The sequence below is a fragment of the Tenacibaculum sp. genome (assembly GCF_048269885.1).
Classification (GTDB): domain Bacteria; phylum Bacteroidota; class Bacteroidia; order Flavobacteriales; family Flavobacteriaceae; genus Polaribacter.
The window spans coordinates 1-21,673 of record NZ_JBLWTZ010000033.1 but is presented as its reverse complement, the minus strand read 5'-3'; the positions used below and the strand labels follow the sequence as shown (position 1 = coordinate 21,673).

The 21,673-nt window shown below is 36.6% G+C and carries 18 protein-coding genes; 13 read left to right on the top strand and 5 right to left on the bottom strand.

Annotation, left to right across the window (positions count from 1 at the left end):
* The 5 genes from ACN0WY_RS16460 to ACN0WY_RS16440 form a co-directional block, all read right to left on the bottom strand.
* On the bottom strand, positions 1–445 hold a 445-nt coding region (locus tag ACN0WY_RS16460; protein ID WP_417801070.1), incomplete at its 3' end, for an exonuclease domain-containing protein.
* A gap of 80 nt (positions 446–525) precedes the next feature.
* A complete protein-coding gene (locus tag ACN0WY_RS16455; protein WP_417801069.1) occupies positions 526–813 on the bottom strand; it encodes a peptide chain release factor family protein in 288 nt (95 codons plus the stop codon).
* Between the two features lie 3 nt (positions 814–816).
* Positions 817–1,575, bottom strand: a complete 759-nt coding sequence (locus ACN0WY_RS16450; RefSeq protein ID WP_417801068.1) for a metallophosphoesterase — start codon at positions 1,573–1,575, stop codon at positions 817–819.
* A 9-nt stretch (positions 1,576–1,584) separates the two neighbouring features.
* Positions 1,585–1,830 carry a hypothetical protein gene (locus ACN0WY_RS16445; protein WP_417801067.1) on the bottom strand — a complete coding sequence of 82 codons (246 nt, stop codon included), beginning with the start codon at positions 1,828–1,830 and terminating at the stop codon, positions 1,585–1,587.
* 27 nt (positions 1,831–1,857) lie between these two features.
* The gene (locus tag ACN0WY_RS16440) at positions 1,858–3,045 is read right to left on the bottom strand and encodes a hypothetical protein (protein ID WP_417801066.1); all 1,188 of its coding nucleotides are present in this window, start codon (positions 3,043–3,045) and stop codon (positions 1,858–1,860) included.
* Positions 3,046–3,251: 206 nt separating this feature from the next.
* On the opposite strand from ACN0WY_RS16440, the gene ACN0WY_RS16435 reads away from it, so the two are divergent.
* The 13 genes from ACN0WY_RS16435 to ACN0WY_RS16375 all read left to right on the top strand — a co-directional run bounded on the left by ACN0WY_RS16435 (position 3,252) and on the right by ACN0WY_RS16375 (position 21,649).
* Complete coding sequence (locus tag ACN0WY_RS16435) at positions 3,252–7,673, top strand: protein kinase domain-containing protein (RefSeq protein WP_417801065.1); 4,422 nt, start codon at positions 3,252–3,254, stop codon at positions 7,671–7,673.
* Between the two features lie 306 nt (positions 7,674–7,979).
* Positions 7,980–8,798, top strand: a complete 819-nt coding sequence (locus ACN0WY_RS16430) for a hypothetical protein (protein ID WP_417801064.1) — start codon at positions 7,980–7,982, stop codon at positions 8,796–8,798.
* 49 nt (positions 8,799–8,847) lie between these two features.
* Positions 8,848–11,208: an AAA family ATPase gene (locus tag ACN0WY_RS16425; protein WP_417801063.1), complete on the top strand. Its 2,361-nt coding sequence runs from the start codon at positions 8,848–8,850 to the stop codon at positions 11,206–11,208.
* A gap of 8 nt (positions 11,209–11,216) precedes the next feature.
* Entirely contained in the window at positions 11,217–11,768 is a 552-nt protein-coding gene (locus ACN0WY_RS16420; protein WP_417801062.1) for a hypothetical protein, read from the top strand.
* Between the two features lie 378 nt (positions 11,769–12,146).
* A complete protein-coding gene (locus ACN0WY_RS16415) occupies positions 12,147–12,590 on the top strand; it encodes a hypothetical protein (RefSeq protein WP_417801061.1) in 444 nt (147 codons plus the stop codon).
* 17 nt (positions 12,591–12,607) lie between these two features.
* On the top strand, positions 12,608–13,060 hold the full coding sequence (locus ACN0WY_RS16410; RefSeq protein WP_417801060.1) for a hypothetical protein: 453 nt from the start codon (positions 12,608–12,610) through the stop codon (positions 13,058–13,060).
* Between the two features lie 106 nt (positions 13,061–13,166).
* Complete coding sequence (locus ACN0WY_RS16405; RefSeq protein ID WP_417801059.1) at positions 13,167–13,877, top strand: DnaJ domain-containing protein; 711 nt, start codon at positions 13,167–13,169, stop codon at positions 13,875–13,877.
* A gap of 13 nt (positions 13,878–13,890) precedes the next feature.
* Complete coding sequence (locus ACN0WY_RS16400; protein ID WP_417801058.1) at positions 13,891–14,454, top strand: nuclease-related domain-containing protein; 564 nt, start codon at positions 13,891–13,893, stop codon at positions 14,452–14,454.
* Between the two features lie 119 nt (positions 14,455–14,573).
* Positions 14,574–16,373, top strand: coding sequence for a hypothetical protein (locus tag ACN0WY_RS16395; RefSeq protein WP_417801057.1), 1,800 nt, complete (start codon positions 14,574–14,576; stop codon positions 16,371–16,373).
* Positions 16,360–17,592: a hypothetical protein gene (locus tag ACN0WY_RS16390; RefSeq protein WP_417801056.1), complete on the top strand. Its 1,233-nt coding sequence runs from the start codon at positions 16,360–16,362 to the stop codon at positions 17,590–17,592. The genes ACN0WY_RS16395 and ACN0WY_RS16390 overlap by 14 nt, the downstream gene beginning before the upstream one ends.
* A gap of 11 nt (positions 17,593–17,603) precedes the next feature.
* Positions 17,604–19,253, top strand: a complete 1,650-nt coding sequence (locus ACN0WY_RS16385) for a S8 family peptidase (protein WP_417801055.1) — start codon at positions 17,604–17,606, stop codon at positions 19,251–19,253.
* A gap of 566 nt (positions 19,254–19,819) precedes the next feature.
* Positions 19,820–20,590, top strand: a complete 771-nt coding sequence (locus ACN0WY_RS16380) for a hypothetical protein (RefSeq protein WP_417801054.1) — start codon at positions 19,820–19,822, stop codon at positions 20,588–20,590.
* A 612-nt stretch (positions 20,591–21,202) separates the two neighbouring features.
* A complete protein-coding gene (locus ACN0WY_RS16375) occupies positions 21,203–21,649 on the top strand; it encodes a hypothetical protein (protein WP_417801053.1) in 447 nt (148 codons plus the stop codon).
* Positions 21,650–21,673: the final 24 nt, after the last annotated feature.

Here is a 21,673-nt window from a genome sequence, read left to right as displayed (position 1 = left end):
TACCTTGTCGCTTGCGAACTCGTTGGCTTTTTGAAAACTGCTTCTTGATGTTCAAATGAGGGGCTGAGATCGGGTAAGGCACATTGTGAAAAGTAGACTCTAGCTCAAATTGTTGCTTATCGTAGTTGCCCCAACTACAAAATAGGAAATTATCAAACTTCTCGAGCCATCTAACTAATGCTGTAATCGCTTCTGGGTACTCTGGAGCATTGTCTACATCAGCTTGGGTAATAGAAGTTAACTCTGAAAAAAATTCGCTTAATTGAGGGGACCTAACAGGTTTAATAAACGTACTAAACTCGTCGATTTTTTGTAAAGTTTTGGCGCATACCATGACCGCACCTACCTCAACCATTTCCATGTCTTTGAGAGTAACTGAGTCTTTTTCAGGGCAGTTAGCCTCTACATCGATGATTAAATAATATTTAAATTTTTCTAAATCCATATGTTTTATATTCTATTGTTTTTAAATCAGAAATACAAAGGGTTAACTGCGCTGAAGCGAAATTTATTTTCTGTTCTTAGCTAGTCATATCTTCCGGAATTAAGCTCATTCCAAAATGTTTCACCATCCATTAAGTCATCCTCATTTATATCCTCAAAGCGCGATTTGACGAGTTCAAATTTAGCCAACTCTGATTGGAGCTTCTCCATCGCAGCCATATGATTTTTATGCTGCGACTTCTGGTCTGTGCTTGTTACTTCAATGTTTAACTTCAAATGCCTTATTTTAACCCCTACGTGAGCGCCAATCGGTGGATCGTAAGGAGAGGCACAAGTGGTCACTTCTATATCGTCCGAATTTATGTCCATAAATTAAATCTCTATAATGTAGGTTTCGCAAAATGAAGTATTTTCTTCAACCTTGGCATAACCTCGCTGGTTAGAAACGACTCGGGTTCCGGATAGCATGTAATCGACATTATGGTGTGTGTGCCCGTGTATCCATAGATTAATGTCATATTGCGCTATAAGCTTCTCAAGGTTTGATGAAAACGAGGCTGACAACAAATCATCTTTGTACTGCTGGGGAGTTGACCTACCTGATGGTGCATGATGAGTAACGATCACCGTTTTGTTGTTCGTATTTTTAGCTAGCGTTTTTTCAATAAAGCTAACAGAGTTATCGAAAAAACCTTGGGTATCGACAGTTCTCAATTTGCGATACTTACCATTGTCATTTAGTCGAATACGCTCATAGTCATTTATTCTTGAACCCGCATAAAACGAGCACTCACGTTGTTTTTCTTCTCCAAACAGTTTGAAATCAGTCCATAAAGTTGAGCCAATAAAATTGACTCCATCGATATTGATACTCTCATTGAGCAGCACATGAACATGTGAGTTTTGTACTTGTTCTTTAAGCTTCTTATTTACAGAGTCAATATTAGAACCATAGTATTCATGGTTTCCCGGCACATATATGACTGGTGCATCAAAGGACTCAATAGCCCATTGAGCACCGCGGTGCTTGGAGTGTATATCACCTGCCAGAATGACCACGTCGGCATCTAGTTTAGGAGGGCGCCAAACACCAAATTCAATATGAATATCTGAAAATATAGCCAGTTTCATTTCACTCTCCTACATTATCACCATAAGATAACCAAGGTGCTCGTCGGCAAGATCTGAGACGGCTTGAACATTTCCTAGCAGGTCATAAGGATACTCGTTGAATGAATCTTCAAACCCCTTTAACGCAGCAATTTCCGGATACTTATTCTGTATGAATTTTTTAAGCTCAATAACGTGTTCTAGCGCATTCAAATTCTGACCGTGAATATCAAAGCCAACGTCTTCCAGAATTATCACTTTTGAGTCAATTGTCATGATTGGTACCTTTTGAAATTTGTTGTCTTAATAGTCAGTTAGTAATGAATGATAGTCGTAACGGTATTGCTCTACTGTTAATGAGGCACCGTTGAGTTGCTTCATGCTTTTATCAAAGGCTTCAACGTAGCCGTGATACTCTTCTAGTGGGGAGTTCAGTTGCTTAGAAAAATCATACGTGAGTTGTTTCACATCTTTCATAAAACTGATAATTGAAGATTGTCCGTTAGTATCTTTCAAGTATTGATAGGCAAGGCCGTAATGGCTATAGGCAGTGGCTTGGTCGCCAATTTCATCGTTGTAGTAAACAACGAGCGTTGGATCATATTCGCTGTGTTTTGATTTATGAGCCACGTTCATGCCGCTTAGCAAAACGGCCTGACCTTCACTGAACCATCTCGGTAACCCTAGCCCTTCGAAATTGGCCGTTAACGCATATTGAATTGTGTGTATAATTTCATGCTTTATGATTTTCTCTACTTCATGTGGCACAGCAATAGATGGGGCACCTACATTAATTCCGACCAAATTGCCTTCACCCCAGCCATTCGTTGTAGTTGTTTCATGGATACAAATGTAGAGTTTATCTTCCAAAACAGCTTCTGACTCTGCTTGGAAAGGTGAATATGGGTCATTAACTAATAGTCCAACAGCTTGAGCCGTATCCATGTTTTTTGTTGTTTTAGTCGCCCAATCAACCTGTTGTTCGTAATTCCAATTATCAAACTCTGATGGGTATGTAACTGAGTCATATTGCTTATAAGCTAGGTTATTTCTGATGTACTTTAAGCCATCGAGACGAATAGCGTATCGATTTGAAAAATAGTCACCTTTAGTAATCTGCATTGTACTTAAGGCTGAATCAAAATTGTTTTCTACCCAAGAGGCAACCTGCTTAAAGTCGCTTTCTGGTAGGTTTGGGTTGCCAAATACAAGAGTATTTTCAGTCTCAAAATAATAATCGTTATACTGTTGAGTGCACCCGTTAGCCTTTCTTCCGTAAACCTGAGATGAAGGCATCATCTCAGTAGAGTAAAAAACATCGGTGTCGTATGAGCTTTTGAAAGTGCCTGATACATTTGGTACAGACGAGTTGGATTGACCAGACTGATTTGAGCTATTGCTACTTAAGTCACTTTGTCCACCTGAACCGCAGCCTGCAAGAACTAATGTAATAGATGTTAATACACTGGTGTTTTTTATAAATTGCTTCAAGTCAACCATTTCAATTTCCTAATGTGTGGTTAGTGAAATGAAGCATAAATTATAAAAATTGAGTTTTACTTATAATAAGTACAAGAGTGTTAAAATTTCCAACAATGCATTGTAACTTTAACTCATTGTTAATATTATTAATTTGTGGGCGGTATGGACCTAAATTAGGCTTTTTATTGGGTGTGAAAAGTTAGGCTTTAGGCAAAATGGTTAGAGCTTTACGAAGGAGAAAGAGAGTGTTCATTGATGAAAAGTTGTCTATTGAAAGCGGTAATCTAAACAATCAAATTGAAGAGTTTGAACTGTTAATTGACTCTACATTAAAGGAAAAGGAAGCCAAAGGGCGTATTCATTATTCATTGCTAGAAGCATATGAACTTTGGGTTTACATGGAACACTTTAATTTAAAGTTTACTAAAGCTTTAATTCAGCTTGCAGATCTAGCTTTCACTGATGAGAAGTTGACGTTAGCACTAACGACAAAGCCAAAACTTAGAAAAAACAAGTTATTAAGAAAAGTAAGTGAAGTAATCCAAAATGAGGGGGATAGAGTATCGAGCGTATTGGAATTTTTGTTTATTGAGAGTGAACACCAGAAAGTCGCGCGAACTAAAATTTTAAATGAACTTAATGACGATGGCCCAAAAACGATTAAAAAGCTTGAGTCTTATCTTGAACGTTTAATATCAGCAAATGAAAAAGCTGACAAATCTGAATTAATAAAAAATGTCGAAAAATTAATAGCGTGTCTAGAACCTCTACAAAAAAGAGTGGTTAGAAGTATCGGAAGCTATGAGCTTTTTAATAAGTCCTATGATGACAGAATAGATGAATTACAAAATTTGCTTGTAATGTTAAAGCCACTAATCAGACTCTGGTATCAGAAAAGTACATTAGATACCCCTGTTGCTGAAGACGATTGGAAAATATTTACAGCGTTTAAGACCGAGGTTATTGATAGATACAAAATTACGGGTTACGGAAAATATAAGCGATGTGAATTAGCAATAAAACATTTAACTGCGAACTTATGCACAACAAACTCTAGCCGCCTACCTTACACTGAATTTTATCTCAGTTTTATCAAATCGCAGCAGGGAAAACGAGTCAAAGGTAGCTATGAATCTTTAGTTTTAAAATACGTTACTCAATTATGGATCGACAACAAAGCTCGGGCATTTGAAATACCTTTACCCGCATTAGATATCCAATGTACGTCTATTACAGATGTAAATGATTCTCTAAGGTTTTGCGAAAAACTTTCAATTAAAAACCCCAGTCTATTTAAATTTTTAGGCAATGATAGCCATAAGAATAGAGTCAATAGCATTAGAGAGTTTTTTACGAGAGAGTCTTTTAACTCCCCATTGCTAGTATCGTTATGTTTCCCGTTATTTAAAAGGATAACTAAATGGGATTTTCACAATAAACTTGAAGTTTTGTGCAACGATTTCATTTTATCTCATGACAAAAATAGTTCTAATTTCAAATTTTCTCAAATCACTGAAAAACTAGCTTATGGTAATTCAAGCGAATTCAAGAGCTTGTTTATGTATTCTAGCTTTTTGCATTATTTGGTGATGAAAGATGAATATGAAGGGTTATCTATCGAAGAAGTATTTGAAAAAGCTTTTACTCTTGAACTTGCGATAATTTACCGCAATCGTTTTTTAAATCATGAACTTGATAATTTATCAAAGAAAAGCGCAAAACAAAGCATTACGGATAAATACAAAGAGTATAAGAACACTGTTTTTAGAATAGCTAGAGCATGGTTACTTTTTCTCAATGAAGCATTATTGGATAAAGAGAAAGCTGGTGTAAATGAATTTGTAAAAGAAAACTTAAGTAAATTTTTTAAGTCAGAATTTCCAACGTCTGATAAAAAGATGAAAAACATCGCAGGTATACGTCGAGATGGTGGTGAATACGAGGATTTAGAAGGAGAAGATAGTGCTGCTATTCAGAATCTATTTCTATCATTCGGACTATCCTTTGAGGAGCATTTCGATTTCCCCTTTGACTTGATATTAGTTAGCTCAGATAGCAATTTATCAAAATTTGTTAAAGACCGTGCCTGTGTTAAGAGGAATTACAATATTGATGAGTTGAGTCAAGCTTGTAGTTTTGAGGAGATAGATAAGTTCTGGAAAAAGCTTATTGGTAAGCATGATGAAGAAATAGTTTTTCACTCATTTATTTATCAATTCCTTGATGACGGAAAATTAACAAAGAATGATGGTAAGTCCTACAAAAGAGACTCAAGTGCAAAAATTAAAAATCTTATTGAAGGTAGTCACTTATTATCTTACGTCAAGGCATATAAAAACAAGGGATTTTCAAACCTTCTCCTCGATTATGATGATTCATTGACTCCTGATCTTGCCAAAAAGCTTGACGTCGCAAAAAAAATAGTGAGTTTGGAAGATAGTCGCTATCGTCTTATTTTAGATGATGCAGAAAGGCCCGTTCAGTTGGGGCATGGAGGCTTCGGTTGTGTATATAAAGCTAAAGACTTAATTCTTGACTCTGTTGTTGCATTAAAACTAATTCCCAAATGGGCCGATTCAATTGTTTTAGAAAAGAAAATGCTGAATGAAGCAGTGGTTATGCGTAAATGCAGACATGAAAATGTGGTAACTCTTTATGATGTGTACAGTTTTTCTACCGAATTTATGCAATTGTCTAGTGGCCTAGATAAAGAGTTAGTTAACAACTTTAGAAAGGACCAAAGCATAAATGCATTGGTAATGGAGTACATTGACGATGCGCAAACGCTTAAAGATTTTGTTCAAAGCACTATTTTCAAAAACTATAGTTACAAGGAAAAGTTAGATCTCTTCATTAATATTTGTAAAGGGGTAGAACAAGCACATAATCAAGTACCACAAGTAGTACATGGCGATATAAAGCCTGAAAATATCCTTATAGATAAAAACAATATTCCAAAAATTACCGACTTTGGTATTTCAAGTGTAGTAGGTGAATTGCCGAAAGGCAGTTCAGGAAAAATATTCTCATCCAACAATGTCCTTAAAAAGATGCCAGCAACTGTGCAGGATGATATTCATAGTTTGGGTATTATTCTTGTTTATATACTATACCCGTCCCTTTTTGTTATTTTGAATAAAGTAATTAATGACAACTCATACAAAGAAAAGATATTAGCATTCGCTAATATTGTCGAATATGAATTAATTCCTTTTACAATTAGAGACAAGAAAATGTCAGTTGATTCTATTAATGTGGTCGCTGATATTCTTCCTCAGAGTTTGTCTGACTTCAAAGAAATAATACCGGAAGTCTTGGGATATTATTTAGGAAAAGCGAACATTGAACGAATTGAGTGTTGCCCTATAAAGTTTATAGGAAGAGCTTTGATTGAACATAATAAAACACTCGATAGTGTTTGGTTTAATGACGTCTTGATAGGAGAGGTAAAACAGCAAATCGAAAACCAATTCATGTCTGAAGAAAAATCTATGTTGGGGTTGGATAGCGAAGAAGCCATACAAGAAAACATCCAGCGGCATATTCGAGCTATTTTTTACAAACGAGAAAGTTATGTTCGATTAAATGAACTTATTTTTGATATTGGAACTGCAATTACTGGAGAAGCCATTTCAATATCGAAATATTTAAAGATTGGGTCGTCACTTATCGACGCCTCCAAATATAACGATATAAAAGAATACAAAATTTTTGACTTCATTGAAGACGATAAGTTTGAACGTTATCGTCTAGAAATTATTTGTGAAATTGAGTCATTTGACTTGAACAAGCGAAATTATTTGGCGACTTATTCGGGGCAGGCTATACGATTTTCATTAGAAGTAGATGAGTTAAACTCAGAACTAGTAGATATAGTTACGTTATTTTATGAGTCAAACCTTGAAATTCTAAAATTGGTTGACGTGTTGTTATTTGAAAAAAGGTTTGATAGTGAATGTTTTAAAAAGATATTAGCTCAACTTTGGTCGAGGAGACGATTCAAAAAATTGTCTAAAGCACACTTTTCTATCGAGCTAGCAACATTAGTAATGCCAAAATTAGAGTTGGGAGAGTGTTCTTATTGTTCTGTAATTAATACTCTGGCAAACGATTTGTCTATAGTATTTGAACAAATTTGCATGCTCCAGATTGTTCAACCCATTATAAAATTAAACTCAATTCCAACAAACATATTAAATGTTTTAAGGTTTTGTTGTGAGCGTTCTAGCGAAGTCGAACAGGCTATCAGTCTATTTAAATATAGAGAAGAATGCATGGCAGAGTTTATTGACCTTCCACCTGATAGTGAACTGGAAAAGTTTGATTGTGAGAAATACATCAAAATTTTCTTTTGTGGGGGTACAGATTCTGTAACAAAAAATGCTATTACAAAAATCATCTTAATGGGAAAACAATTGGTAGATCATGAATTAATAGCGTTAATTTTTGATAGTGGTTTACCTGATAATTACATGGAAGATATATTAGAAGTGTTTGAAAAGTTTAAATCTGGCAGCGAGATCCAAGTGTTAAAAGAAGACTTAGGAACAATTGAAAACGATGTATTGGTTTGTCCTAAATATGATGTAATTCAAAACTGTAAAGCACTTAACAAGGAAGTTGTCTCCCTAGCATAGGCTTCCGGTGTGATTGCTTTTTAGTATTTACAGTATTTGAAACTAAAGCTCGAAAAAACAGTTTGAATTAAACGTTAAAAGGAAATGGAAATGGGGTTGCCGATAAGTGACTTACCACATGTGGATATTGAAAGAGTTAAGTCTATTCCTCAGCTTGATGTTAACAAATTAGAGATTCTTGCAGAAATTGAGGATGGTGAAATTTCAGGAGAATTTAAGCTAAGTAAGGAGATAAAGTCAAATAGAAAACTCTTGGTCAGCTATAAAAGCTGTGACCTATTTATTTTGTTACTAACAGAAGAATTTTTGGAATCAGCACCTTATCAAGTTATTGAGAAGTTTTATAACCCCAATTTACGAATTTTAAACACTCTTAAAACTATAGGTAGCTATGGGTTCTCTAGTTCTGAATTTAAGAAGCTAATCCAATTATTGTGGCATAATCAAAGGAGTGAACTAAATCTATCGAAAGAAGAGATCGGTTTTGAGATTGAAACTTTAGGGATTTCTTTTGGTCGTCCATATTCAGAGGCAAACAGCATAGATCTTAAGAATTGTTTCAATCATTCATTATCGATTCAATTGCTAATGTTTGACTTGATTGAGTTAACTATTAACGATTTGTTTCTTGAGCCTTCAATAAGGCAAGTATTCGCCATTAGTGATTTTGGCAGTACATTTGTAAATTTATTAAAAGATAGTTTGGATGAAGCACACGATACCGAATCTATGATTTCAATAGCAACTCAAAAACATTACGAAGCTCAGGATACCCGACCCATATATGCGTCTGATTATTTTCCACTACAGTTTCATGATGTAGATGCTCTAGAGTACTCAGGAGAAGAACTGGCTGCATTTGCGTTTGAAGACCAGACAGGACTAGCTCGTAAAGTGGTTAACGAACGCAGAGCTTTAGAGGCTTGGGAAATATTATCTCTAGTCATGGACAGTCAGCTATCTGCAAAATATGCCGACTCGATAGTGAAAATGGTATGGCGTTTTTTCAGAAAATCTAGGTACTTTTACTCTGACCTCGAAAAAGATCTAGAATCCATAGAGAGCTTCATAAAAACAGATGTGAATTTTCAGCTAGCAGAAAAAATAATTAGTCGTGATAACTAAAATCAAATTTATAGTTGTTTAAATAACTCCTCAATCCGAGGAGTTTTTTATGCAATCTACAAACCGCAAAAAGCAATTTTCAGTTTCTACAGATGCAAAGCATTTTGATGAATTAAACGAATATTCAATTGTCATATTGGGCAAAGTCTTTGATGAATGGATACCGTCTATTCAAGTTGCGCGAGCCATTAAGTACACAAATACTCAAGAAATCATAAACCTAATTTCTAATATAGGTGGTTTGGCTGCTGACCATCTTTATGAAATTCCTCCGCTTGAGATGGTTCATTGCTCAGAGCAAGAATCAATATTGGCTCAGAATAAAATCTTAAAAAAGTGTCGCCAAGTTCGAAATGTACTTTTATCTGAGGGCGATATTCAGGTTAGAACGAAGTATCTGGAGCACTTTGAACAGCTATACAAGATTACTGAGTATGGTGAAGAATTTGTATTTGGCGCATTAAACAATACGCCAGAAGATGATTTAATTAAAATGATGGTCTTTATTGACGAGAGTAAGACCGGACAAAAATTTCTAGATTATATTTGTAAATTCAACGATAAGTTCCGTAAAAAGCTAGAAGAATACAAGCTTTCAGCAAATCCCAACGACTCATTAGCTGCTTTAGACGAGTTAATCGACAGATTAGATCTTTATTACCGTCAGCCGTTTTACATTGGTAAAAACGATGTGGAAAGAAGCCACAAATCAATTGTTTTACATAAGCTATCTAACCTGATCCATAACTCAGATGATGAGGCCTTGGCTCAAACTTTTAGCTCTTTTTCGCCTGTTCGTTTAGCAAAAGTGTTATTGCCCTTGAATAGTGAGCAGCAAGAGAAAGTACTAGAGCCTGTATCAACAAGTATTGCAAAGTCTTTAAAAGTCGAAATTAAAAAGCAAGAAAACAAAATCGCACAAACATACAAAGTAAAATGGGCAAATAAGTCTGCGAAAGAAATAGATGAGTTGGGAAGTACTATTGAAGAAAGCATGTTTTTACGCGCTTACCGTCCACTAATTAGTTTGTGTAACGCTGTTGATAGAAAAGAAAAAGAGCTTCGTAGTAAAGAGCGTGGCGGCGCAGAAGAGCGTAATTGCCCATACACGTTTAAAGAATTACTAAACTATAGTGATGACAGTATTAGAAAAATGCTCCGTGTGACACGGGCGGAAGATATAGAGAGAGCGTTCTTTTTCGCCAGACAAGATCCGGCTTTAGAAAAGGTTTATAAGATTATCCCCTCACTTAAAAAGACACATGAAATTAGTTTTGAAGAGGTTGACGGGTTCATAGATGAACAAGATTCTCTTAACGCTCAAAAGCAAATTATTAGCTATTTAGACAGTCTAGACAATGTGAACAGCGAAGTGCTGTCGGATAATGAAAAAACGGTTAAGCCTCATAGCAATGACAATTGTGTAAATGAAAGAGAAGATACTATCCCTGTATTCGATAAAGGTGCACTCGAAGAGGTTTATTTAACCCGAGATGCAACTGGAGAGCATGGTGCAGAAGTTGTTAGACAGGTTCTCGAAAAAGGAGAACGGAAAAAAGTTTTATACGCTTCAGAAGATATGCTTAATGCAATTGAACAAATGTACGTCGATTTTCCTAACTTTTCAGAGGTGACTGAGGAGATACAAATAAGTTTGAAGATTTCTTATCTAACAGATAGCCCAATTGAAATTGCGCCAATTAACCTAGGGGGGATCCCCGGAATTGGCAAGACAGAGTATGTAAGAACCTTGTGTAAGCGGCTTGGTTTTGAATTTTTCGATATATCCTTGGTGTCGATGGCCGCAGCTCACGATCTTTTAGGTGGCTCATCTCAATTTAAAGGGGCGAATGTCGGTGAAGTATCAAGATCACTGCTGCTCAAAGGAACAACATTTCAGCCTTGTATCCTTCTTGATGAAGTAGACAGAGCTAAGAACGATCCAAGTTATCCGATTGTGCCCTCTTTGCTATCGATTTTAGATATTGATCAAAAGCGCTCAGTCCGGGATAGATTTTTGGATATAGATATTAATTGCTCAGGTGTCATCTTTATATCAACAACGAACAACTATGCAGACATGGATGAAGCCCTTAAGTCTCGCCTAACCAATTTTGAAATTGATGCTCCCTCAAAAGAAGAAATGGGAAATATTTGTCAAAATATTTATAAAAGTTATCTAAATGAGAAAAGGCTGACTAGGTTCTTTGACTGTGTGCTGGATAAACCCGTTTTAGAGTTATTAAGTACAAAAGTGCCTAGGGAGGCCAAATCACTGCTGATTGCTGCAATTAAAAAATCATTTATAAAAGCTGAAAGAGAAGATGGGCTTATAAAGTTAGAGTTAGCTGATGTGCCATCTAGAAAAGATAGTTCAGCGAAAGCTTCCTCAATTGGTTTTATTCATTAGGAGTGGTTATGAAGATATTTGATCCTAGTATTCACATTAACCTTTCAAGCCAGAATAGCCAATTAGATGAGTTTGTATTTTTGGATTTAGAAGCGTCAGGGCTTGGTTTTAATTCGTACCCAATTGAAGTGGCTTATGCTACTTCAAATGGTGAGACAGCCTCCGCCTTAATCAAACCAGCTCATGATTGGCTGGAGTCTGGCGAATGGGATATCAATGCAGAAAGGAATATCCACAAGATAAGGCAGCATGTTTTGTTGGAACAAGGAAAAAGTGCAAAAGCTGTAGCTGTTGAACTTAATAGTGCACTAAAAGGGAAGCTTATTTTTTGCAATGACCTTGCATACGATGGTGTTTGGCTAGCGAAACTGTTCAAAGCGGCAGACATAGGTGTTGAGTTTTTCCTTACGGATATAAGAGCTTTCTTTGATTTTATAGGTAAGGAAAAAACGAGTAGCTATAAATCAGCTTACGAAGATATTTGCGTTGAAACCATGCATCGAGCGTTACCCGATGCTCTACGGTTTGTTTCAGCATATAAGCTTATAAGTGGTCATTAACTAAATATTGAGTCCGCCGCGATGCGGGTGGAACTATGTCCCAGTTTTGTATTTTTCTTTAATTAAGTACAAAACTGACACATATGCAGATTAAGGCAGTTAAACTTTTACACCCAATTTATTCAGTATTTTTAAAAAGGGAATGCAATAACCCAGAAGGTCCATTGAAAGCAGCTATCTATAAACATAAGTAACTTTTCAAGAGCAAAGAACCTACTCTATTTGATTCCTTGTAGTCTAATTTTCATTATAACTAAAGCGCTTTAAATAACATTTAAGCTTCATCATATTATTTTGATGGAGTTCGTTATGACTGAAATGAATAAAGCTTATTACCAAAAGCTTCGTAATAAAGTAGAAAAATATGAATACACGATAATGAGCGTTGTCTCAGACAACCCAAGACATGAAAACCATGCAGCATATTGCTATACGATTGGACTGTCTGATTATGGGCTACCTGAGGTTATGTTAGCTGATTGTGATGTCGGTGACATTATTAAAATTGCAGACTTACTAACCGGTGGTAAGCCCCACAGTCATTTGGGTGTTGGCGATGTTATCCATCTTGATTGCGGTGCATTCAAATCAATTGAACTACTTAACGGGGTTAAAGAGCAACTAACAGAGCAAGCTCATGAGTACTTTAAAATGTTCAGGCCTGACAGTCCTGATTTTGAACTCGTATATATGGGAAAAGCTGATGAGTTGGGGTTATACCCTGATGAAAAAGTTTTTGAGGAAACTGAAGTGGTCAAGCAAGTATTCTTTAGACTGAATGTAGCAAGATTGGTCATGTCAGAAACTACAACAATTCAATAATAAAAGGAGTGAAGCTTATGCAAAATTCAACAGTGAACGGAAGAAACTTGCTAGCAAATGTTCTAGCAATACCTACTATGTGGGCAATTGGTCATTTTTTAGGTTTACACGCGATACAGCATTTTTCATTTTTCTTTGCTCTTTTAAGTGTATTAATTGGTGGGTTCTTGATCCTTTCGAGTGCGGCTGTGTTTTTTCAATTTATGACCGATTTTTCAACCGAGCAGACTGGGATAATTCATCTGATGTTGGTAGCTTTGGTAATTGGCATTTTATCTTATGATGGTGTTGGTCAATCTAAGCCTATAGCATTTGTGTTTTCTCTTATCGGAAGCATGGCTTTTACAGGCGCTTTTTATAAGTTTCCAGCCTTTGCTAAGGTATATGTTGGTTCGATTAAAATAATATCAGCAGGCATTTCTTTAGCAGCCATATTTTTTAGTCTTGGTTCATTTTGGGCCGCCATTTAAAGTTATGTTCAGACATTTATAAGAGACTTTACTCATTATAAGTAAAGTCAATTATTTCTATGTAAAAGTGCTTTCATTAACTAACAAGAGGAAAGCACATATGAACATGTCTTTAGATTACTATCAAATTTTAGGTATCAGACCCGATGCACCTTTAAAGCTCATTAACTCAGCTCATAAGGCAATGCTGAATGAGTATCACCCAGATAAGAACCCAAGTAATCGAGAAGAAGCAACTAAGCGCAGTGCTTTGATAAATGAAGCAAGAGATGTGCTGTGTAATCCAAGTAAAAAAGCGCTTTATGATAGCAATAGGGTTGTTAAAAACTCTGGTTCAGAGTTTTCGGCAAAAGAAAGAGCTGAAGCGCAGGAAGCTAAACGCAAAGCTGAAGCTGATGCTAAACGAGCAAAGCAAGCGAGAGAAGAAGCTGAAAGTTTAAGAAAACAAGCTGAGGAGTTAAATCGCCAAGCTAAATATGAGAAGGATAATTTAGAAAAAAGCTTTTACCGCGATAGAGCTGTAAAAATGGCAAATATGGAGCAAGCTTACGAAGCTAAATTAAGAAACCTCCAACGGGATAAGCAACAATTTTCAATGAAGCGTATTAGTACGCCTGATTCGAGAAGCTTCGTTGTTAGGTTGATTTGGTTATTGCTTTCACTTGCGTTCATTAGCATTTCCTTCATGTCATTTGTAGTAACGGCATTTGCGAAACAGGTTAACTCGATCCCTGAATATATTATCGGAGCTGTAATCACCTTTGGCTTTTATAAGTTAGCTAAATGGTCTTTTTCTAGGACAAAGAAAAACCGTTAAGGGAGAGGATAATATGAATACAGAACATGCAGGTAATGTTGGAGAGGAAAGCGTCAGAGCAATATTGCGAGAGCTAAATGGTTCTGTGATTAGCGGGTTCATTCGATCTAACAACTTAAAGCTAGATGGACAAAGTTTCCAAATAGATTTTTTAGTGCTAGTGCCATCAATTGGACTGGTTAACATTGAAGTTAAAAATTGGAAAGGTACGGTTAAAGCGACTTCGAGTAAAAAGTGGCAGCAAGAGATTAATACTGCCGATAAGCATTATGTTAACGAGTTCAACAACGCATCTATGCAAGCTCTGCGCACATCAGGGTTACTTATGCAGACACTTGAGCGAGAAAGGTTAAACAATTGGCCTATTAGATCTTTGGTCGTATTTACTAATGAAAATGCTAAGGTGCTAAGAGCCAAGAATAAACTGGCTCCTCAAACAGACATCATATTAAAGCATATGTTGCCCAACTGGTTCAAAGATAACGCGAGAAAAGACATGACGTTTAATTTCTCGCGCGGTGAATTTAACCAAATTAAGTCTTGTTTAGTCGAGCATACGCAGCCCTACGCGGCCTAGTTTTCAAAGGCAGACATTTCGACTAAGAGTTTCTGATAAACAAAATCATTTTTTTATTCGGCAGTATCTCCAATTGAACCTTGAGCACATTTAGCTCAATTCAAAATGGAGAAATATGAATGATAAAAATGTTTACCAGTCTCTTGATGGGACTCAGTTTTGCAGCAAGTGCCACCAATGTCGTCATTGAGTATGACGATTATGAAAAAAGTACTAAGAAAGGTTTTTTTGATAAAACGCAGAGAACTCCAACTGCCGATAACCCCGGAACAACGGTAGGTGAGGCTAGGCGATTTGTTCTTGAATATGCTGCTAGCATGGTTGAGTCGCAAGTGCTCAGTGAAGCCGACATCTTTGTCAGTGTAAAATTCAGTAATGTGAACTTTGGCAGTGCCGCTACAACCTCATCTAGTTATACGCACAGTGAATATTCCAATTACGATGAATTTGGAATATTGAAAGATGGTGTGAAATATCCTTACATCATTAAAAGAATGCTTCAAAACGACTTAAGGAAAGAGTACTCAGCAACGGAAGATCCTGAGATTACATTCGTAGATTACCCCAATAATCACAGCAACTATTATTCGATTGAACAGCAAGAGTTTACTCGTTTTTTAAATTTGGCTTTGCATGAATTAGTGCACGTACTGGGCTTTTCAGTTAGTCCATGTTTTGCAGAATACTGCACGCAACAGCAATCGGATACGCCAACAGCTAATAGCAGTCATATTTTTGCTGACTCGCCCTATAACAAATATTGGAAAGAACTAACTAAATCGGAAAGAGAAGAGGTTGTGGCATTTGATAACAAGATCTTCTACTACGGTGATGACGCTTTAGATAATTATATCCAATACAATGTTGTTGGAGGCCACAACGAGCAGGGAATTATGCTCCATTCTGGCCTTACTGACAGTGGTAGTGTTAGTGGTCAGAGCTTTACTCATATTTCTCCCTTTGTTGAATCGACTGAGTTAATGAAATCTCGTGTTGGCAATACAACAAGTTTTGGTGCAGCCGCTTATATTCTCTGCGATATGGGTTGGTGCCGAGATAAGCGAGGTTGGGTTACAGATTTTGAGTTGTCCCACACTCCTTTAGATGAGATCAAACTAGACGAACTAGTTTATCTAAGTTACACACTTTCAAACCCATCAGATAAAGCGTTGACAGGCATGTTCGTTGATTTCGAACTAACCGACCCTGAGCATACAGACAAGACTTTGTTACCTGAAAGCTGTGGAATAGTTGAATCAGTAGTTACTTGTGAAATTGGTTTATTAGAACCCCATCAACAAGTTGATTTGGATATCCCATTTAAGGCTCCTCTTGGCACCTATTCTATCTTTGCCAAAGCCTATTCAAAGTCTTATGTCGTAGATATTGATGGTTTCAATAATGTGAATCAACAACAAGTACAAGTCGGTGAACTTCCTTTTCCTGATATTACAATAGCATCATCATTTAGCGTGAATGAGGGACAAGCGCTTTTTATCATTCCAGAGTTTGACCCAAACGAATCTCTATCGTTTGACTGGGCTGTAATTGATGATTCCGGTATTAATTTTGAAATGAATCAAAACTCGGATACGGGAGAGATTTCATTTACTGCCCCCGACGTAGAACAAGACACCTCAATTACTTTATATCTCACAGCAAATTATAAAAATCAGCAACAAGCATTTGAAGTTGAAATCACGATAATTGCAGAAACAGAAACAGAAACAGAAACAGAAAATAATTCAACGAATGACAACAACTCGTCTACGAACCAAGAGCTAACCAAACCACAAAATCAAGCGCAAAAAAGTGGAGGCTCAATGAGCTATATCGTCTTTCTCTTTTTGGTGGCTACTTTAGTTGTTCGTAAAAAATTAGAAGTTAAGACAGGGAGTTTTCAGCATGTCGATTCTTAATAAAACTATTCCAATTATACTTTCTTTAGTTCTTTCAGCCTGCGGCGGAAGCACTGATGGAGGTTCTAATACATCTAACAATGCTAATCCTGATGGAGATAACTCAAATGGCAACCAAACGCCCGAGTTAACTCTTGCTCTGGAATCAAGTGCGATATCAATTAATGAAAGTGCAAACAATACAATAAATATAACAACCAATTATACAGGCTCATCGTCATTGTCTTATTCTGTGAATATTGATGATGGCTCCCCTGTAAACCTAAGTATTTCTGACCAAGTCTTGTCAATTGAGGCTAGTGCGGTTGATGAAGACATTGAAGTTGATGCGGAAATAGTAGTGACTGACGGAGAGCTTTCAGCTTCTCAACCGTTAACAATATCGGTTATCAATATCCCCAATTTGATGTTTGATTTAGACGTTACCGAGGTGTCGCTGGAAGGAAATTCGTCAACCAGTGTCAAACTTCATCCCGTAGAAGTAGTTGCTGATGTGACATATTCCGTCTCATTTGACCCTTTTCAAGATGCTATTGCTACTGTCATTGAGAATAACGAGTTAATTATTAGCGCAAATGAACTAGATAATGATTATGTCGGCACTATGAGCATTGTCGCTAATCACCAAAGCAAAGACTTGTCATATTCACAAAAACTTCCCGTTGAGCTAATCAATAGTTCAATGAAGCCTGTTAAGGCTTGGGCTTCGATAGACCAAGTATTTGAATTTGATGATTTCAATAATATCCCCGCTTTTTACGCAAAAGTTGCTTACTTACATAAAGCGGTATCTTACTCTGAATATAAATCGTACATAGCTGAATTTGATGACCTTTTAGCACATGCTAAAAGTCAGAAGCAGACTATAGATTCACAATCATTTATTGATGCGATAAGTAAATATGATCAAAACGAACTGACTGAAACCGAAGTCAAAGCAACTTTTAACTCTTTCAAATCATCAGTTATTGCTGAGTATGATCCACTGATACGAAAGCTAAATGAGCTGAGCGAATTATTCGAAGGCCAACTCCCGCTGCTATCAAAAGGGCAATTTAACTACTTACCTGAATTCGATTCATTTAGCGGTATTGTTGGTGACGAAAAATTGGGAGCTTTTCTAGAAGGCGAATGGCGCTTTAGTGATGAAAACAAAGTGCTAGAAAAATTGCTGCCTGTACTTGGGGTATCAGATTGTCCAGTAAGTGAAGTGGAATAAGGAGTGTTCAAATGAAAAAGTTGTTTATTGTTAGCCTATTTATGGCCGTGGTTTCGAATAATTTAAGTGCTAAAGACGTTACATTAGTGGTTAAAAAGCATGGACAAAATAAATATGAAACCATCGTCGTTGATGAGTCTGAAGTCGAGCAAATCACAAAGAGTAATATGTATTTAGCAGTAGAAAAGGAAGTTTGGCTTTCAAGACCTGATATTAAGGCTAAGACAAGGCCCATAAATATTGAGAAATACGAAGCCAATTCAAAAATAAAGTCAAAGTCAGCAGCAGAAGAAGAGTATGTACCAAATGATCCTGATTACAGCTACCAATACTACTTCAAACCGAAATCAGAGGAATCGGGAAGCATTGAAATATTAGATGCGATCCGTAAATCAAAGCAAAATAAAAAACTAAGGATAGCAGTGTTAGATGGTGGTTTTCATGATCAGGAAGACATGGAATATAGCTATGGCTATAACTTTTTTGATGAATGGGGAGAAGTGCGTGAACCTGAGTTCCGTGATTTTGACGATCAAGTGAATGAAGCAACTGGTTGCATAAGTGGGCATGGCTTGAGTATTGCATCAATCATCGGTGCAAAGTCGAATAATGAAATCGGCATTTCAGGAATTATTGATGCAGATCTTATAGCATTGAGAGTGCTTTCCTGCGGAATTGGCCCTATGTCTGACTTAGCTGACGCAATAATTCATGCCGCTGGCGGAGAAGTCGGTGATATTCCAGCAATAGAGAAGGTCGATATCATCAATATTAGCATTTCCGGCCCAATAGGAGAGTGCCCAACTTATGTTCAAGAAGCTATTGATTATGCTAACGAACAAGGGGTGATGATTTTCGTTGCAGCAGGTAATTATAATGAGGACATCAGCACTTATGCACCTGCCAATTGTGAAGGCGTTTATGTGTCTGGAGCTACCGATAAACAGGGCTATAAGGCTGAATTTTCAAATCATGGAAGTGTCAGTTCAATGTCTCCGGGAGTTGATATTCCCGCATATAGCGCTCGCTTTAACGATGGTGAAATAACAACTCAGTTGGGTTGGTGGGAAGGAACCAGTCAAGCGTCACCTATCACTGCTGCTGTTGCCGGTTTAGGATTACAGCACAATCCAGAGTTAAGCCGAGAAGAAGTGTTTAAATACCTAAAGCTATCTGCTGAGGATGTTCGTGATGACGTTTTAACAGCTGAGCAAGATTGCGGGACAGGACGTTGTGGCGCAGGTTTAATCAATGCCAGTCGCTTCATGGACATAGTTGTCACATTTGACGGTTCGACCATGTTTGAATTGCGACATGCCCTAACAGTAGAAACTAGCTGCGCTCAAGAATTATTTATTTCCGAATTTGGCAATACATTACCTTTATGTGAGATGTATGAGTTGCTCATGCCTGATAGATTCGCCGAACTACAGACCGACATAACGTTAGTGAGAGCCTTGAAAGAAAATCAATTGCTTGAAGATAATGTGGAAGAGGTCAATGAAATTACCGACAGCTCTATGCTGTTAGATTCGCTGGATTTGGAAAACTATCAATATGCGACTCGTATATGTTTAGATGATACATGTGAACTATCACAGTTGATTAAGCTCGACGTTTCAAACGCTGTAAAACCAGCATCTTGTTCAGGCAATAACTAAGCCCCGCTATCGCGAAAAATCTATGTCCTACTCTTCGATTTATTAATATAAAAATAGAAAAGTAGGACATTAAGTTTACTAAGAATAAGGAAATAAACTTCATGCAATTGATAAAAGCAATCATGCTATTAATGCTGATTATTCTGATAGCTGCCTGCTCTGAGAGTACTAAAGAGCAGGAAAAAGAAGAAGTAATTGTATTTAAACCAACATCGTTAGAATTGTATTTATCGTCGCAATTAATGATTGCAGATGGCAATTCAGAGTTGAACATCCACACCATAGCTCATGACAGTGATGGTAACACTAGGTCAAACTTAGCAGGTGTTAAAATATTCATAAACAATGAAGAAAGTGCCGACAGAAAATATACAACAGAAGCCGTTAGAGAATATGACGTTTATGCGTCAATCGGTGGGATAGAAACTCAAAGCTTAACGTTTACAGCTGTCGAACCAAAACAATATCCAATTATTGAAGTTCCAGTAATTTTTCACGTCGGTGAGTATGAGGGAGAGGACTATTCATATATTGACCAAGCTTATGTTGAAAAGCTCATTGAAAATTTGAACAAGGGTTTTTCAAATAATTATGGTAGTAAAAACTTAAATGCAGTAGATACTGGGATCCGTTTTCGTTTAGCTTCGTTAGATCCTGATGGAAACGTGTTGGATGAAAAGGGAATTCATCGCTTTAACGCCAAGCCTTACGATGACGGAGGTGCTCATTACAGTCCGTTTGGTGAACTTTATAACACGCCAAATAATGTTGAATTTGGCACTTTTGAAGTACACAGAATGGCTGATGAGCAACATTGGCCTCAGCATTTGTATAAAAATGTGTATATTGCACCGACTGAAGATGCAAATTGGGCCGTGTTTTACCAATTAGCTGATAATTCTGATGTCCTTATACCCGGTATCGAACAGGGTATTGAATATAACGACGATGGGACCTTGTTTACGGACATTCTTTTCATTACCCCGACTGAAGCCCCGGGAACGGTCATTATTCATGAGATGGGGCATTCGTTTGGACTACTTCATCCAGAATCATATGATGGTTGTGTTACTGCTGATTTTGTAACTGACACGTTAAGTATTGATTCTCAAGATTATGAGTACATATGTGAGCAGGATTCTTTAGGGCAAATGTTTATTGAAAACCCAGATAAACTGCATTTAGATAATTTTATGCACGGTGCTAAAAACTGGGCTTCGTATGAGGCAGGTTACACTACAGATTATGACAACTTCACTTATGGACAACGAGAGCGAATGCGTTTGGTAATAAAAGAAGGCAAATACATCTCTGATCTCATTAACTCGGATAGGTAGTCATATTATTGAATCCCCGCTATCGCGAACAATCTATGTCCTACTTCTCTATTTTTATATAAATATATTGAAAAGTAGGACATTAACTTAGCCTTTATTATCTTTGATAAACAGGATTGCAGTTTTAATTCGTAAACTTGAATTAGCTTGAAGTGCACCAGTTAAACAATTTGGTATAGAGAGGAAGTTATGTTTTTTTGTTCTGTATGCATTTTTTACTGGTTATGTGATCGGTATGAGGTCATTTATTACATTGGAAGGATTTATGGTGCCCTGTCTAAAGGTAACTAAGACTACTCTTATTGGGGCCAGTACTTTGCTGAACATTTTGACTTAGTCATTCCATTTTTTACTGTCAGTAACCATCACTTACTTAGTTTTTCAAAAAGATCCTGCGCATAGATGGTAGTATAAATTTCGTCCAGCGCGTCGTTAGGGAATTAACGTTTGTTAATTTTTTAAGTGATTGAAATTAATAAAATAATGCTATGTAAAAATAAATTTGTTTTATTAGTTTTTTTGTATTGATTTAGTCTTTGGAATTCATGTACTTTGTAAATGCGTTAAGCAAATTCTATTAACTTAAAAAGGTAAATTTAAATGAAAAAAGATATGCATAAAATATTAGAACAAATTCAAAAATCAGAGGAGGCGATAAGCTCATTAACAAAAGAGGCAACAAAGATTGCAAGCTTCATCAAATCAAGCATGCTGAAGATGGGGGTATTGAAATTGATGCAAGGGAAGTATGAGCTTAAAGAAATGATTGTTGGTAAAAATAGTGACATTTCGTTGTACTTAAATACCAAAGGCTCAAATAATAAAATCATTTCTGTTTCACTATCTACAGGAAAGATAAGTGGAGTTAGAGCTACAGAGTTTTTTTGTGGAAATATGGATAAGGCATACAAGGTCGCAAACATAGAAGATTTACATACTTTCATTTATGACATGCAATCTATGCTCTCAGAACTTGCAGGTTACGAATTATCAGCAACCGCAATCGGTAAACTAAACGAAGTAACAGAAAGCGTTAAAGAGCTAAAACAAGCAGCATAAAAAGAGCTGGCTGACTTAATAATT

Coding starts and splice junctions, on each gene's coding strand:
- ACN0WY_RS16455 (WP_417801069.1), bottom strand. CDS start 813: ATGGACATAAATTCGGACGATATAGAAGTGACCACTTGTGCCTCTCCT.
- ACN0WY_RS16450 (WP_417801068.1), bottom strand. CDS start 1,575: ATGAAACTGGCTATATTTTCAGATATTCATATTGAATTTGGTGTTTGG.
- ACN0WY_RS16445 (WP_417801067.1), bottom strand. CDS start 1,830: ATGACAATTGACTCAAAAGTGATAATTCTGGAAGACGTTGGCTTTGAT.
- ACN0WY_RS16435 (WP_417801065.1), top strand. CDS start 3,252: ATGGTTAGAGCTTTACGAAGGAGAAAGAGAGTGTTCATTGATGAAAAG.
- ACN0WY_RS16425 (WP_417801063.1), top strand. CDS start 8,848: ATGCAATCTACAAACCGCAAAAAGCAATTTTCAGTTTCTACAGATGCA.
- ACN0WY_RS16420 (WP_417801062.1), top strand. CDS start 11,217: ATGAAGATATTTGATCCTAGTATTCACATTAACCTTTCAAGCCAGAAT.
- ACN0WY_RS16415 (WP_417801061.1), top strand. CDS start 12,147: ATGAGCGTTGTCTCAGACAACCCAAGACATGAAAACCATGCAGCATAT.
- ACN0WY_RS16410 (WP_417801060.1), top strand. CDS start 12,608: ATGCAAAATTCAACAGTGAACGGAAGAAACTTGCTAGCAAATGTTCTA.
- ACN0WY_RS16405 (WP_417801059.1), top strand. CDS start 13,167: ATGTCTTTAGATTACTATCAAATTTTAGGTATCAGACCCGATGCACCT.
- ACN0WY_RS16400 (WP_417801058.1), top strand. CDS start 13,891: ATGAATACAGAACATGCAGGTAATGTTGGAGAGGAAAGCGTCAGAGCA.
- ACN0WY_RS16395 (WP_417801057.1), top strand. CDS start 14,574: ATGATAAAAATGTTTACCAGTCTCTTGATGGGACTCAGTTTTGCAGCA.
- ACN0WY_RS16390 (WP_417801056.1), top strand. CDS start 16,360: ATGTCGATTCTTAATAAAACTATTCCAATTATACTTTCTTTAGTTCTT.
- ACN0WY_RS16385 (WP_417801055.1), top strand. CDS start 17,604: ATGAAAAAGTTGTTTATTGTTAGCCTATTTATGGCCGTGGTTTCGAAT.
- ACN0WY_RS16375 (WP_417801053.1), top strand. CDS start 21,203: ATGCATAAAATATTAGAACAAATTCAAAAATCAGAGGAGGCGATAAGC.